The following is a 14,012-nucleotide window of genomic DNA, read 5'->3' as shown; positions in this document are numbered from 1 at the left end:
AACGGACCCGGGCCGGCTTCAATCCGGCAGGCTGGGGTCAGTTGTCTTTTTTGAACGGGCCGTGATCGGCGAGCATCTCCGAGAAACGGGCGACGTCCCTCCGCTCGGTTTCCAGGTAGTCCTCCACCGCGTTCCTGAAGCCCGGGTGGGGGATGTAATGCGCCGAATGCGTGGTCACGGGCATGTAGCCGCGAGCGAGCTTGTGCTCGCCCTGCGCGCCGGCCTCAACGAAGTCCAGTCTGTTCCGGATGGCGAAGTCGATCGCCTGATAGTAGCAGACCTCGAAATGCAGGCATGGATGATCCTCGACGCAGCCCCAGTGCCGCCCGAAGATGCGGTCGCCGCCGATGAAGTTGATCGCCCCGGCAATGTAGCGCCGGTCGCGCTTCGCCATGACCAGCAGCACGTCGTCGGCCATCCGCTCGGCGATGAGCGAATAGAATTCGCGGGTCAGATAAGGACGGCCCCATTTTCGGCTGCCGGTGTCGATGTAGAAGGCGTAGAAGGCGTCCATGACGGTTTCGGTCAGGTCGCTGCCGGTGAGCCACTCAATCTCGATTCCGTTTTTCAGGGCCGTCGCGCGTTCCTTGCGGATATTCTTGCGTTTTCGTGACGACAGCGTCTCCAGGAAGGCGTCGAAATCCGCGTAGCCGGCGTTCTGGAAGTGGAACTGCTGGTCGGTGCGGTGCAGGAAATCGGCTTCGGTGAGGGCGTCGATGTCGGCGTTGGTGGCGAAGGTGACATGCGCCGACGAGACGCCGAGCCGGGTCGTGAGCGCCTTCAGGCCGCCGGCGAGGGCGGCGCGGCCGGCATCCGGATCGATGGCGTCGGAGACCAGCAGGCGCGGACCGGTGGCCGGCGTGAAGGGAACCGAGCATTGCAGCTTCGGATAGTAGCGGCCGCCGGCGCGCTCCCAGGCGTCGGCCCATCCGTGGTCGAAGACATACTCGCCCTGGCTGTGCGATTTCAGATAGCAGGGCAGGGCGGCGACCAGCTCTCCCGACGCGGTCTCGAGCGCGAGATGCTGCCCGAGCCAGCCCGTGTCCGCCGTCGCGCTGCCCGAGTCCTCCAACGCGCTCAGGAACGCATGGGAGACGAACGGGTTGTGGGGCGCAAGCGTGCCGTCCTTCGACGCGCCGCCCAGCCGCCGCCAGTCGTCCGCCCGGATATTCGCATAGCGGTCATGCACGCGGATGACGAAGCTGTCGTCCGCGGCACTGTCGCAGGTGTCGGTGATTTGGTCGCTCGGGGTCATGGCACGAATCTATCGCATGCCGCACTGCAAACAAGAGCGCTCAGCCGGGATCGAAGCCCTCGAAGGTCATCTGGTCGGCATAACGTCGGGTCGTCTCCACATCCTCGGGCGTGCGCACGGTCCAGGTGATGACCGGAAGCCGCAGATCGTCGCGCACATGGGTGACGAAAGGGTTGGGCAGGGCCTTTACGTGATAGGAGACGAAGGAGACGTCGAGCGCGAGCGCCTCCTTGTGTCTGGCGAGCGCCGGCCGGCCGATTCCCTCGGCTGTCAGGCCGAGCGGTGCGCGCGATCCCGTGTCGCGAAAGGCGGCAAGTATGTCATGCTCGAACGACATCACCGCGGCCGGACCGTCGTAGCCGGCGAGGTCCGCCGCCACGGCCTTGGCCAGCGTCGCGTTGCGCGCGCCGTTGTCCTTGACCTCGATGACCACGGGGACGCGTCCGTCGACGAAGGCCAGCGTGTCGGCCAGGCTCGGAATGCCGTCCGAAGTCGGCCCGAGCCTGATTTGCCGCAGTTCCTCGGCGTTCCTGTCGGCGACCGGCCCGGTCTCGGCGGTCAGCCGGTCCAGCGTGTCGTCGTGAAAGACCATCGCGACGCCGTCTGCCGACAGCTGCACGTCGAGCTCGATCGCGTAATCGCCATCGACTGACGCTTCGAAGGCCGACAGCGAGTTTTCGTAGCGGGCCACGTTCCCGTCATGCAGGCCGCGATGGGCGATTGGCCGACGGGTCAGGAAATCGATCATCTCAGGCCTGTTCGGGTGAGAACCGGAGGACGGCCTCGATCTCGACAGGGGCGTCGAGCGGCAGGGCGGCCATGCCGACCGCCGAGCGGGCGTGACGGCCCACGTCTCCGAGAACCTCGACCAGAAAGTCGGACGCGCCGTTGGCGACGAGATGCTGTTCGGTGAAGCCGGGCGCGGAGGCGACGAAGACGGAGATCTTCACGATCGCCTCGATGCGCGCCAGGTCGCCGAGCGCGGCGTTCGCCTGGGCCAGGATGTTGACCGCGCACCACTTGGCGGCTTCCTGTCCGCCCGCCACGTCGAGATCGCGGCCGACGAGGCCCTTCGAGACAAGGGCGCCTTCGCGCAGCGGCAACTGGCCGGAGGTGTAAAGATGGTTCCCGCTGATGACGGCCGGCAGGTAGTTCGCGGCCGGCGCCGCTGCCTGCGGGAGCGTTATTCCGAGCGCGTCGAGCCGTTCGGCGATGCTGGTGGTCATTGTGCCGTCTCCTTCATCTATCTTGGAAAGCTGCGGACTTCGTCTTGCAACTTTTGCCTCGCTTCCGCCATGAGAATTCCTATAGTCGTCGAAAAACAGGGTCTCATGATGCTCTTCAGAAATGCCCGGTCGGCGGTTTGCGCGACCATTCTTCTCGCCACTCCTGCAATCGTCCATGCGCAAACGCTCGCGCCCCATCGCGCCGTCTACGACGTTGCGCTGCAGGACGTGTCCGACCGTTCCGGAATCAACGGCATGGACGGTCGGATCGTATACGAGTTCCAGGGGTCCGAGTGTGACGGTTACACGACGAATTTCCGCTTCGTGACGCGCATTCGCTCCAGCAGCGGCGACCGGCTGACCGACCAGCAGACCTCGACCTACGAAGACGGCTCCGGCGACTTCTTCCGCTTCCTGACGAAATCCTTCGTCGACGAGCGGCTGGACCGCGAACTGTCCGGCACGGCCCAGCGCGAGGACGGTTCGCTGATCGTCACGCTGAAGAAGCCGCAGGACGAGGAAGTGGTGCTGGGGCCGGCGATGTTCCCAAGCGCGCACATTCTCGATCTCATCGAGCGCGCGAAACAGGGCGAAACCTTCTACGAGGCGAAGCTGTTCGACGGGTCGGAGGACGCGGACCGGGTGATGAACACATCCGTCATCGTCGGCCGCGAGAAGACGGTTCAGGACGGCGACGCCGAAGCCGCCTCCGAATTGAAGGACGAACCCTATCGCAGCGTCACGATTTCCTATTTCGACGAGGAACTGGCGGAAGGCGCGGGCGAGTCGCTGCCGGACTACGAGATCGCCTTCAAGCTTTACGACAACGGCGTGACCCGTGACCTCGTCATGGACTATGGCGACTTCACGTTGCAGGGCACTCTGGTCAGCCTGGAGATGCTTCCCCGTCAGAGCTGCGACTGATCCGCAGGCGCCCGTCGCGCGGGCGCTTCATCGCGGCCCCATAATCGCCGCCCCACTTGCAATTGGCGCGCCGATGCGGTATCGCGCGCCGCATTCCACACACGAAGTTCGGTTTGTGCCGGGAGAAATCCGGCTCGACCACCGGTGGCGGGAAACCGCTTTTTGGCTTCGTGGAGGTTCAACCGGAAAGGAAAAACGATGGCGCTGCCAGATTACAGCATGCGTCAGCTCTTGGAAGCTGGCGTTCACTTCGGTCACCAGACTCACCGCTGGAACCCGAAAATGTCCCGTTACATCTTCGGGGCCCGCAACAACGTTCACATTCTTGATCTCTCCCAGACGGTGCCGCTGCTGCACCAGGCGCTGAAGGTCGTTTCCGACACCGTCGCCGGCGGTGGCCGCGTCCTGTTCGTCGGCACCAAGCGTCAGGCATCGGAAATCGTCGCCGACGCGGCTGCCCGCAGCGCGCAGTACTACGTCAACGCCCGCTGGCTCGGCGGCATGATGACCAACTGGAAGACGATCTCCAATTCGATCCAGCGCCTGCGCAAGGTCGAGGAAATCCTGGCGTCCGACGCTCAGGGCTTCACCAAGAAGGAACGCCTCAACCTGGAACGCGAGCGCGACAAACTCGATCGTGCACTCGGCGGCATCAAGGACATGGGCGGCGTTCCGGACCTGATGTTCGTGATCGACACCAACAAGGAAGCGATCGCCATTCAGGAAGCCAAGCGTCTCGGCATCCCGGTCGTCGCGATCGTCGATTCCAACTGCGATCCCGACGTCGTCGATTACCCGATCCCGGGCAATGATGACGCCGCGCGCGCCATTTCGCTCTATTGCGACCTGATCTCGCGCGCCGCCATCGACGGCATCGCGCGTCAGCAGGGCGCCGCCGGCATCGACATCGGTGCAAGCGAAGAGGCTCCGCTGGAAGAAGCGCTGGCCGAGGCACCGGCCGAAGCCGCCGAACCGGCGGCCGAAGAAGCCCAGGCCTGATCATTCAGCACCGCGTCCGTTCTCGGACGCGGTCATCAAACCGTTACATGAATCGGCGCATGGCTGGTCGCGATCAGCTGGCGTCACAGTTTCGGGCGACGCCCCGATACCGCTCGACATGAAGAGGCGAACCGATGAGTATCTCCGCATCCCTCGTGAAACAACTCCGTGAAACGACCGGCGCAGGCATGATGGACTGCAAGAAGGCGCTGACGGAAACCGACGGCGACATCGAAGCCGCGGTCGACTGGCTGCGCAAGAAGGGCATCGCCAAGGCCGACAAGAAGGCTGGCCGCACCGCGGCAGAGGGCCTGGTCGGCGTCGCTTCCGACGACAACGGCGCCGTCGTGGTCGAGGTCAACTCCGAGACCGACTTCGTGGCTCGCAACGAAGCCTTCCAGGATCTCGTGCGCAACGTCGCCAGTGCGGCGCTCGCGACCGACGGTTCCGTCGAGGCCGTTGCCGCCGCCACCTATCCGGGCAGCGCCAAGTCGATCGAAGACACCGTCAAGGACGCCGTGGCGACCATCGGCGAGAACATGAACCTGCGTCGTTCGGCACGTCTCGACGGCACGGTCGCCGTGTACGTCCACAATGCCGTCGCCGAAGGCCTCGGCAAGCTCGGCGTTCTCGTCGGCATCGAGACGGCCGGTGACAAGGACGCCGCGCGCGCGATCGGTCGTCAGATCGCCATGCATGTGGCTGCGACCAACCCGCTCGCCCTGGACGTCGACGATCTGGACCAGGCTGCGGTCGAGCGCGAACGCGCGATCTTCTCCGACCAGGCGCGTGCGTCGGGCAAGCCGGAGAACATCATCGAGAAGATGGTCGAAGGCCGTCTGCGCAAGTTCTACGAGGAGGTCTGCCTCCTCAAGCAGGCTTTCGTGATCAATCCGGACCTGACGGTCGAGAAGGCGCTTGCCGAAGCCGAGAAGGAAATCGGCGCCTCTGCGAAGGTCACCGGCTTCGTCCGTTTCGCGCTCGGCGAGGGCGTCGAGAAGGAAGAATCGGATTTCGCAGCTGAAGTCGCGGCAGCCGCGAAGGGCTGATTTGCCTCTCGCACCGTAATCGGTGCAATCAATCAAATCCCGGTCGGGCGCCGCGTGACAACGCGGCGCCCTTCATGTATCGGAAGGGCGCGATTCAACCATGTGTATTGATGTTCTTTCATGACTGTTATTCCCGCCTACAAACGCGTCCTTTTGAAGGTGTCCGGTGAAGCCCTGATGGGCAACCAGGGCTTCGGAATCGATGTGGAGGTGGCCGACCGGATTGCGGGCGACATCAAGGAAGCCGTGGATATCGGCGTGCAGGTGGCCGTCGTCATCGGTGGCGGCAACATCTTTCGCGGCGTCGCCGTGGCGTCCAAGGGCGGGGACCGGGTGACCGGCGACCACATGGGCATGCTGGCGACCGTCATCAATTCGCTGGCGCTGCGGACGTCTCTCGTCAAGAAGGGCGTCGATGCGGTGGTGCTGTCGGCGATCGCCATGCCGCAGCTGTGCGAAGGTTTCTCGCAGCGCAAGGCGATGAGCTACATCGAGCAGGGCCGGGTGGTGATCTTCGCCGGCGGCACGGGCAATCCCTATTTCACCACCGATTCTGCCGCAGCGCTGCGCGCAGCCGAGATCGGTGCCGACGCGCTTTTCAAGGGAACCCAGGTCGACGGGGTCTATTCCGCCGATCCGAAGAAGGTTCCCGACGCCGAGCGATTCTCCTCCATCACCCACGACGAGGTGCTCGCCCGCGGACTGTCCGTGATGGATGTCGCGGCGGTGGCCTTGACCCGTGAAAACCACATTCCCATTGTCGTCTTCTCGATCCACGAGCGTGGCGGTTTCCTGCAGATCCTCCATGGCGGCGGACATGCAACGCTGGTGACCGACAAGAAGGCGTCGTAGGGCAGGAAAGGAAACAAGAACAATGAGCCAGGATTTCGATTTCGACGATTTGAAACGCCGCATGGCGGGCGCGGTCGCCTCCTTCAAGGGAGACCTCGGCGGCCTGCGCACGGGCCGCGCCTCGGCATCGCTGCTCGATCCGATCACGATCGAGGCTTATGGTTCGACGATGCCGATCAACCAGGTCGCCAACGTCACCGTTCCCGAGCCGCGCATGCTGGCAGTGTCCGTCTGGGACAAGTCGATGGTCAACGCGGTCGAAAAGGCCATTCGCGAATCGACGCTCGGCCTTAACCCGATGACCGACGGCACGACCGTCCGCGTGCCGCTGCCCGAGCTCAACGAGGAGCGCCGGCGCGAACTGGTCAAGATCGCGCATCAATATGCGGAGAACGCCCGCATCGCGGCGCGCCATGTCCGTCGTGACGGCATGGAAACGCTGAAGCGTCTCGAAAAGGACGGCGAGATGAGCCAGGACGAGAGCCGGGTTCATTCCGACGAGGTCCAGAAGCAGACCGACGCGACGATTTCGGAGATCGATTCGCTGCTGGCTGAAAAAGAAAAAGAAATCATGCACGTATGATCCGCGCGAGCGGGTGGTGAAGGGAAGCGAGGCCGATCGCATTGGCCGGTGAGATGGAAAACCAGAGCAGCGCTGCATTGCGCCATGTTGGCATCATCATGGACGGCAATGGCCGGTGGGCGGCCGCCCGCGGCCTGCCGCGCACTTTGGGTCATCGCGCCGGTGTCGATGCGGTCCGCAAGACGGTGCGCGCCGCCGGCGAACTCGGCATTTCCTACCTGACGCTCTATGCGTTCTCCTCGGAGAACTGGTCGCGCCCCAAGCAGGAAGTGCGCGACCTGCTCGGCCTGATGAAGCTGTTCATCACGCGCGATCTCGCCGAACTCTGCGCCAACGGCGTGCGGATCCGCGTCATCGGCGACCGCCAGGGCCTGTCGCGCGACATTCTCGGGCTGATCGACATGGCTGAGAGCCGGTCGGCCGCCAATACCGGGCTCAACCTGAACATCGCCTTCAACTATGGCGGCCGCGACGAGATCCGGCGCGCCGTCATCGGCCTGGTCGGCCGGATGGAGGCCGAGGGCAGGGACTGCGCCTCGATCACGGAGAGCGACATCACCGGCGCGCTCGACACCGGCGGGCAACCGGACCTCGATCTGGTCATTCGCACCAGCGGCGAAATGCGCCTTTCGAACTTCATGCTCTGGCAGGCGGCCTATTCCGAGTTCGTGTTCCTGCCCTGCATGTGGCCCGATTTCGACAAGTCCTGGCTCGAGCAGGCGATCGAAGAGTATTCTTCGCGCACGCGCCGTTATGGCGGCGTTCCGGACGCGGACGCCAAGGACATCGCATTATGAACGAACTGAAGGCACGGTCGCTGTCGGCTGTCGTGCTGGCCGTGGCGGTGCTTGGCGCGACCCTTGTCGGCGGCTGGCTCTTCGCCGTGATCTCCACCGCGATTGCGATGGTCGTCTGGGCGGAATGGGTCGACGTGGTCTGCCCTAACGGGGACGACCGGATCAGGCTGCTGGGCTTCTTCTTCCTCGGACTGGTCTTCATCGGCGCGCTCTTCGTGCCGAACGGCGCCATGCCCTTCGTGTGGGCGGCCGCCACGGCGGCGTTCGCGGTGTCGTCGGTCTCGCTGGTCGGCGGCAAATGGTCGTTGATCGGGTTTCTCTATTCGGGCCTGGCGCTGGTGGCGCTGAACATGCTGCGCGAGGCCGGCGGTCACGCCTCCGGGCTCATTGCCGTGCTGTTCCTGTTCGGCGTCGTCTGGGGCACGGATATCGGCGCCTATTTCGCGGGCCGCCACTTCGGCGGGCCGAAGATCGCGCCGGCGATCTCGCCCAAGAAGACCTGGTCGGGCGGCTTCGGCGGCCTCGGCTCCGCGATCGTCGCGGCGCTGATCCTGTTCGCGGTCGCGGGCCTCGGCTCCTATGGCGTGGCGATCCTGCTGGCGATCGTGCTGTCGGTGGTCTCGCAGGCGGGAGACTTCTTCGAATCGTGGCTGAAGCGGCGCAACGGCGTCAAGGATTCCAGCCACATCATACCTGGCCATGGCGGCTTCATGGATCGCGTCGACGGCCTGGTCTTCGCGGCGATCGCGTTGTGGCTTCTTTGCGTCCTCGACGCAGGCTTCGCACGGCCGTCCTCGGCCTTCTTTTGACCTCTGGCGTCACGCTCCCGCCGGAATTGGATGTGTAATCGGCCGGGGCACTGACAGGGATTGGCGATGGTGGATTTTGTGACGAGCGTGTTTGCGACCGACGGGTTCCTGATCGGAACCCTGCTTCCCTTCCTTTTCGTCCTGCTGATCGTCGTCTTCGTGCACGAACTCGGCCATTATCTGGTCGGCCGCTGGTGCGGAATCGGCGCCAAGATCTTCTCGGTCGGCTTCGGACCCGAACTGGCAGGCTTCACCGATCGGCGCGGAACCCGGTGGCGGCTGTCCCTGATCCCGCTTGGCGGCTACGTGAAATTCGTCGGCGACATGAACGCCGCCTCCATGCCGGAGGGCCAGGATGACCCGTCGCTCTCGCCCGAAGAGCGCAAATTCGCCTTTCAGAACAAGTCCGTAGCGCGCCGCGCCGCGACGGTGTTCGCCGGGCCGCTCGCCAATTTCATCTTTGCCGTGGTGATCTTCACCGCGATCTTCTCGGTCTTCGGACGCGGCGTGGCGGATCCCGTCGCATCGGAAGTCCGTCCGGGCAGCGTCGCGGAGAGCGTCGGCATCCTGCCGGGAGACCGATTCATCAGCCTCGACGGCAAGCCGGTCGTGCAGTTCTCCGACGTGCAGCGCTATGTCTCGGTTCGCTCCGGCGAACCGATCGAAATGGTGATGGAGCGCGACGGCGAGTTGCTCACCTTCATCGTGACGCCGAAGCGGCTGGAGATCGAGGATCGATTCGGCAACAAGATGGAACAGGGCATCATCGGTGTCCTGAACAATCGCCAGACCGGCGGCCAGCGAATCGAACAATACGGGCTGGGACAGTCCTTCGTCATGGCCGTCACCGAGACGGCCTATGTGGTGCAGCGGACCGGCGGCTATATCGGCGGAATTTTCTCCGGGCGGGAGAAGCCGGACCAGATCGGCGGGCCGATTCGCGTCGCCAAGATGTCGGGGCAGGTGGCGACGCTGGGTTTCGTCGCGCTGCTCAATCTGGCCGCGATCCTGTCCATCTCCATCGGACTTCTGAATCTGCTGCCGATTCCGATTCTGGATGGCGGACATCTGCTCTTCTATTTCTTCGAGGCGATCCGCGGCCGGCCGGTGCCGGAGAATGCGCAGGAATATGGTTACCGAATCGGATTCGGCCTGATCCTCGGACTGATGGTTTTCGCGACGTGGAACGACGTGACCTCGTTGTTCGGAGGCTGACAGGTGCCGTTACGTCTTCTGCGGAGACGGAATCGACCCGTTCCTGGCCTCGCGATCACGCGACCGGAACAGGAGCCGAGCCTGAAAACGACCGGGTTTCGCCAGCCGCAGATCGTCGCAAAAGGCATTTGTTCACGCTCTGGCGATATGGTTTGCTGCGGCGGACCGGGGTTTCCGCCGGGAAGTGGAGGGGGTGTGGCAGCCCTGTCGCGTGTTTCGCGTGACGATTTTGCCACGCCTGTGATGTTCGCCGATCCAATTTGGCTGTAGGTCTTGCGTGTGACTTCAAAGCCTGTAATACGGTGAATTCAAAAGGATTATGCTCTATGATCCGATCTGGGGCGGACGCGGAGAAAAGGGGAACTAACCCGATGATGCCTGCATCGAAGATGTTAAGCGCCGTTTCGGCGATTGCTCTGGCTCTGACTCCTGCTGTCGGAGGGGCGATCGTTCTGACGGCGGGTGCCGTCTCGACCGCAGAGGCAGCTGTGGTTCGCACGATTTCAGTGAGAGGGAACACTCGCGTTTCCGCGGGTACCGTTGCCGACATTATCGGCTTCTCGGCCGGCAAGAACTATTCGGCTGCCGATGTCGATGACGCGGTGAAGACGCTTTTTGCGACCGGCCTTTTTGCCGACGTCGACGTCTATCCGTCCGGTTCTGTTCTGGTCGTCGAGGTGTCCGAGCTTTCGATCGTCAACCAGGTGATCTTCCGCGGCAACCGGAAGAACAAGGATGATCGTCTGCGTTCCGTCGTTCGGCTGCAGCCGCGCGGGACCTTCGATCAGGCGACGCTTGACGCCGACGTCGACGCGATCCGCGAAGCCTACAGCCGCATCGGTCGCGCTGACGTCAACGTCTATCCCGAGGTCGTCGATCTCGGCGAAAACCGCGTCAACATCGTCTTCCAGATCGACGAGGGCGACCGCACGAAGATCTCCCAGATCAATTTCGTCGGAAATAACGCGTTCAGCGATCGCCGTTTGCAGTCCGTGATCACCACGAAGCGCACCAATCCGCTTTCCTGGCTGATGCGCAACGACGTCTATGACGATCAGCGTCTGGCTGCCGACGAGGAAATGCTTCGCCGGTTCTATTTCAATCACGGCTATGCCGACTTCCGTATCCTCTCGTCGGCTGGCGATGTGGATCCGAACACCGGCAACATCGTTGTGACCATCGAGGTCGATGAAGGCGAGCGCTACACGTTCGGCTCCGTCGAGATCGACAGCACGGTCAGCGGCGTGTCCTCCGACGATCTGCGTCGCACCATCTCGACGCGCAGCGGTTCCGTCTACAGCGCCGAGAACGTCGAAGACACGCTCATCGACATGTCCGAAAACCTTGCTGGCAACGGTTTCCCGTTCGCCGAGGTGACGCCGGTCGGCAACCGCAATTTCGAGAACCGCACGATCGACATCACCTATGTCGTCGATCAGGGCCAGCGCGCCTTCATCGAGCGTATCGAGATCGTCGGAAACGCCCGTACGCGTGATTACGTGATCCGTCGCGAATTCGATCTGTCGGAAGGTGACGCGTTCAACAAGGTTCTGCTCCGTCGTGCGCAGAAGCGCCTTGAGGCTCTGAACTACTTCGAGCGCGTCGACATCCAGACGCGTCCGGGCTCCGCTCCGGACCGCGTGGTGCTGGTCGTCAACGCCGTCGACAAGTCGACCGGTGAGTTCGGCATCGGCGCCGGCTATACGACCGGTGACTCCGGCGGCATCTCCGTCGAGGCGAGCGTCGTCGAGCGCAACTTCCTCGGCCGCGGCCAGACGGTTCGCGTCAGCGCCGGCGGCGGTGTGGACAATCGTACCTACGACATCTCGTTCACCGAGCCGTATTTCCTGGGCTATCGCCTGGCAGTGACCGGTTCGGCGTTCCGTCGTACGAAGGACACCGACAACTACAATCTCGCCACGCAGGGCGGGTCTGTCAGCTTCGGCCTTCCGATCACGGAAGACCTGATGGCGAATTTCGGTTACAAGTTCTCCCAGGACGAGTATTCCGATCTCGATTGCCCGGGTGACACCCCGACCTCGATCTGTACCGAGACTTCGAACGGTGCCGATGCGACGTGGACGAAGTCCGCTGCGTTCTACGGGCTGACCTACAACACGATCGACAGCGCGCAGGATCCGCATGAAGGCCTGCTGCTCCGGTTCAAGCAGGAATTCGCCGGCATTGGCGGTGACGCGCAGTACGTGTCGTCGACCTTCGACGGCCGCTACTTCAAGACCCTGTCGGAGAGCGCTGATCTCGTCGGCATGATCAAGGTCGGCGCCGGCAATATCACCGGCCTCGGCAAGGATGTGCGGACTCTCGATCACTTCCAGCTTGGCACTCAGCACATTCGCGGCTTTGCACACAATGGCATCGGTCCGACGGAAGTGGGTGGCACCGACCATGTCGGCGGCAAGACCTATTTCCACGCCACGGCGGAAGCGCAGTTCCCCATTCCGGCAGTGCCGCGGGCCCTCGGCCTGAAGGGTTCGGTGTTTGCCGACACCGCGACGCTGTTCGGGCATGACGCGGATCCGGCGGATGTCGAGAACACCGGCATGGAATGGCGCGCATCGGCAGGTGTCGGCCTGATCTGGCAGTCGCCCTTCGCGCCGCTGCGGTTCGACTACGCGGTTCCCTTGGCCAAGGAAGAATCGGACAAGGTCCAGAAGTTCAACTTCTCGGTCTCGACCGCATTCTGATGGAATGGCCCGGCCTTGTGCCGGGCCGAATTCCTTGTGTCTGCGTCCTCTCCAAATTTCCTGGAATCGAGTCCCGCTCTGGGCGTGGATGACATTGCGTCTCTGTGCGACGGGCGTGTCGCAGGCGGCAGCGAGGTCGTCATTTCTGCCTTGTGCTCCATGGAGCATCCGAAGGCGGGCGCCTTGGCGTTTGCCCAGCCGAAAGCAAAAGACGCGGATTTGGCTCGTTTGTCCATGGTCGGCGCTATCCTCTGCGTCGAGGCCGATCTGGATCGCATGCCGGCCGAGCCGGCCAAGATCGTCGTCGACAAACCGCATCGTGCCTTCGCCAGTATCGGCCGGCACCTGTTCCCGGCGAGCCTGGGGCCAAGCCCTGTCAGCCTGAGCGATGGCGCCAGCGACCGGTTCCCGGACGCGCGCGTCTCAACGCTGGCCGAGATCGAGGATGGCGCGGTGATCGGACCGGGTGCCGTGATCGGCGACCACGCCGCTGTCGGGCGGGGCAGCATGATCGGCGCGAATGCGGTCATCGCCGATTCCACCCAGATCGGGCGGGACTGCCGGATCGGCGCGAATGCCGTGCTGCAATATGCGCTGGTCGGGAACCGCGTGATCATTCACGGCGGTGCGCAGATCGGGCAGGACGGGTTCGGATTCGTGCCGGGCGACGGCGCGCTGGAACGGGTGCCGCAGCTCGGACGTGTCATCATTCAGGACGGCGTGGAAATCGGTTCCAACGCCACGATCGATCGCGGTGCGTTGGATGATACGGTGATCGGCGAGGGGACGAAGATCGATAATCTCGTCCAGATCGCTCACAATGTGCGTATCGGCCGACACTGCGTCATCGCTGCCCAGAGCGGCGTCTCCGGCAGCGTCGTCATCGGAGACGGCTGCATGCTCGGCGGAGGCGTAGGGATTGCCGATCATGTGACGATCGGATCCGGCGTCCAGATCGGCGCGGCGTCGGGTGTCATGCACGATATTCCCGATGGCGAACGATGGGTGGGCTCGCCGGCGATGCCGGTCAAGCAGTTCTTTCGCCAGGTTGCCGCGTTGCGCAAACTGTCCGCCACAGATAAGAAGCGAAAAAACAGCGATTAGCGGGATTATTGATGTCAGACAGTGAAACGCAGTCCACGACCCTGGAGACCATGGACATCCAGAAGATCATGCGGCTGCTGCCCCATCGATATCCTTTTCTGCTGATCGACCGGGTGGAGAGAATCGACGGCGAGCGCTCGGCGGTCGGGATCAAGAACGTCACATCGAGCGAACCGCAATTCCAGGGTCACTTCCCCCATCGCCCGATCATGCCGGGCGTCCTCATGATCGAGGGCATGGCTCAGACCGCCGCGGTGATCGGCATCCAGGCGATCGGCGACGACAAGCCGGCACTGGTCTATTTCATGACGATCGACAACGCCAAGTTCCGCCGCCCTGTCGTGCCCGGCGACGTTCTGGAATATCACGTCAGCCTGATGAAGAAGCGCGGCCGCGTCTGCCGCTACGCCTGCGTTGCCATGGTCGGCCACGAAAAGGTGGCCGAGGCGGAATTGACCGCCATGCTGACCTCCGAAGAAGAGGCAGACTGACCC

The 14,012-nt window shown here is 63.5% G+C and carries 14 protein-coding genes; 11 read left to right on the top strand and 3 right to left on the bottom strand.

What is annotated here, in order from left to right; translation table 11 throughout:
• Positions 1 to 37 precede the first annotated feature (37 nt).
• From MRY80_RS18355 to MRY80_RS18345, 3 genes are read right to left on the bottom strand one after another with little or no spacing between them, the layout of a single operon-like run.
• Positions 38 to 1,255, bottom strand: a complete 1,218-nt coding sequence (locus MRY80_RS18355; protein WP_293292522.1) for a GNAT family N-acetyltransferase — start codon at positions 1,253 to 1,255, stop codon at positions 38 to 40.
• Positions 1,256 to 1,295: 40 nt separating this feature from the next.
• Positions 1,296 to 2,003, bottom strand: a complete 708-nt coding sequence (locus MRY80_RS18350) for a glycerophosphodiester phosphodiesterase family protein (protein WP_293292521.1) — start codon at positions 2,001 to 2,003, stop codon at positions 1,296 to 1,298.
• A gap of 1 nt (position 2,004) precedes the next feature.
• Positions 2,005 to 2,481 carry a RidA family protein gene (locus MRY80_RS18345; RefSeq protein WP_293292520.1) on the bottom strand — a complete coding sequence of 159 codons (477 nt, stop codon included), beginning with the start codon at positions 2,479 to 2,481 and terminating at the stop codon, positions 2,005 to 2,007.
• Between the two features lie 105 nt (positions 2,482 to 2,586).
• On the opposite strand from MRY80_RS18345, the gene MRY80_RS18340 reads away from it, so the two are divergent.
• The 11 genes from MRY80_RS18340 (at position 2,587) to fabZ (ending at position 14,009) form a co-directional block, all read left to right on the top strand.
• Positions 2,587 to 3,405 (top strand): cell envelope integrity EipB family protein, encoded by an 819-nt coding sequence (locus MRY80_RS18340; RefSeq protein ID WP_293292519.1) that lies wholly within the window; start codon positions 2,587 to 2,589, stop codon positions 3,403 to 3,405.
• Positions 3,406 to 3,603: 198 nt separating this feature from the next.
• Positions 3,604 to 4,404 carry a 30S ribosomal protein S2 gene (gene rpsB / locus MRY80_RS18335; RefSeq protein WP_293292518.1) on the top strand — a complete coding sequence of 267 codons (801 nt, stop codon included), beginning with the start codon at positions 3,604 to 3,606 and terminating at the stop codon, positions 4,402 to 4,404.
• Positions 4,405 to 4,538: 134 nt separating this feature from the next.
• Complete coding sequence (gene tsf / locus MRY80_RS18330) at positions 4,539 to 5,453, top strand: translation elongation factor Ts (RefSeq protein WP_293292517.1); 915 nt, start codon at positions 4,539 to 4,541, stop codon at positions 5,451 to 5,453.
• A gap of 120 nt (positions 5,454 to 5,573) precedes the next feature.
• Positions 5,574 to 6,305: a UMP kinase gene (pyrH, locus tag MRY80_RS18325; protein WP_293292516.1), complete on the top strand. Its 732-nt coding sequence runs from the start codon at positions 5,574 to 5,576 to the stop codon at positions 6,303 to 6,305.
• A 22-nt stretch (positions 6,306 to 6,327) separates the two neighbouring features.
• Entirely contained in the window at positions 6,328 to 6,888 is a 561-nt protein-coding gene (gene frr, locus MRY80_RS18320; protein WP_293292514.1) for a ribosome recycling factor, read from the top strand.
• A 53-nt stretch (positions 6,889 to 6,941) separates the two neighbouring features.
• A complete protein-coding gene (locus tag MRY80_RS18315) occupies positions 6,942 to 7,685 on the top strand; it encodes an isoprenyl transferase (protein WP_293292513.1) in 744 nt (247 codons plus the stop codon).
• The gene (locus MRY80_RS18310) at positions 7,682 to 8,494 is read left to right on the top strand and encodes a phosphatidate cytidylyltransferase (protein WP_293292511.1); all 813 of its coding nucleotides are present in this window, start codon (positions 7,682 to 7,684) and stop codon (positions 8,492 to 8,494) included. Before MRY80_RS18315 ends, MRY80_RS18310 begins: the two co-directional genes overlap by 4 nt.
• A gap of 66 nt (positions 8,495 to 8,560) precedes the next feature.
• Positions 8,561 to 9,709, top strand: coding sequence for an RIP metalloprotease RseP (gene rseP, locus MRY80_RS18305; protein ID WP_293292510.1), 1,149 nt, complete (start codon positions 8,561 to 8,563; stop codon positions 9,707 to 9,709).
• Between the two features lie 326 nt (positions 9,710 to 10,035).
• Complete coding sequence (bamA, locus tag MRY80_RS18300; protein WP_346433409.1) at positions 10,036 to 12,414, top strand: outer membrane protein assembly factor BamA; 2,379 nt, start codon at positions 10,036 to 10,038, stop codon at positions 12,412 to 12,414.
• Positions 12,415 to 12,450: 36 nt separating this feature from the next.
• Positions 12,451 to 13,518: a UDP-3-O-(3-hydroxymyristoyl)glucosamine N-acyltransferase gene (lpxD, locus tag MRY80_RS18295; protein WP_346433415.1), complete on the top strand. Its 1,068-nt coding sequence runs from the start codon at positions 12,451 to 12,453 to the stop codon at positions 13,516 to 13,518.
• Positions 13,519 to 13,529: 11 nt separating this feature from the next.
• Entirely contained in the window at positions 13,530 to 14,009 is a 480-nt protein-coding gene (gene fabZ, locus MRY80_RS18290) for a 3-hydroxyacyl-ACP dehydratase FabZ (RefSeq protein ID WP_293292508.1), read from the top strand.
• The last annotated feature ends 3 nt before the right edge of the window (positions 14,010 to 14,012 follow it).

The organism is Oricola sp., from assembly GCF_022763245.1.
In the GTDB taxonomy this organism is placed as follows: domain Bacteria; phylum Pseudomonadota; class Alphaproteobacteria; order Rhizobiales; family Rhizobiaceae; genus Oricola.
The sequence above is the reverse complement of the archived record's forward strand: the minus strand, read 5'-3'. Positions and strand labels throughout refer to the sequence as shown.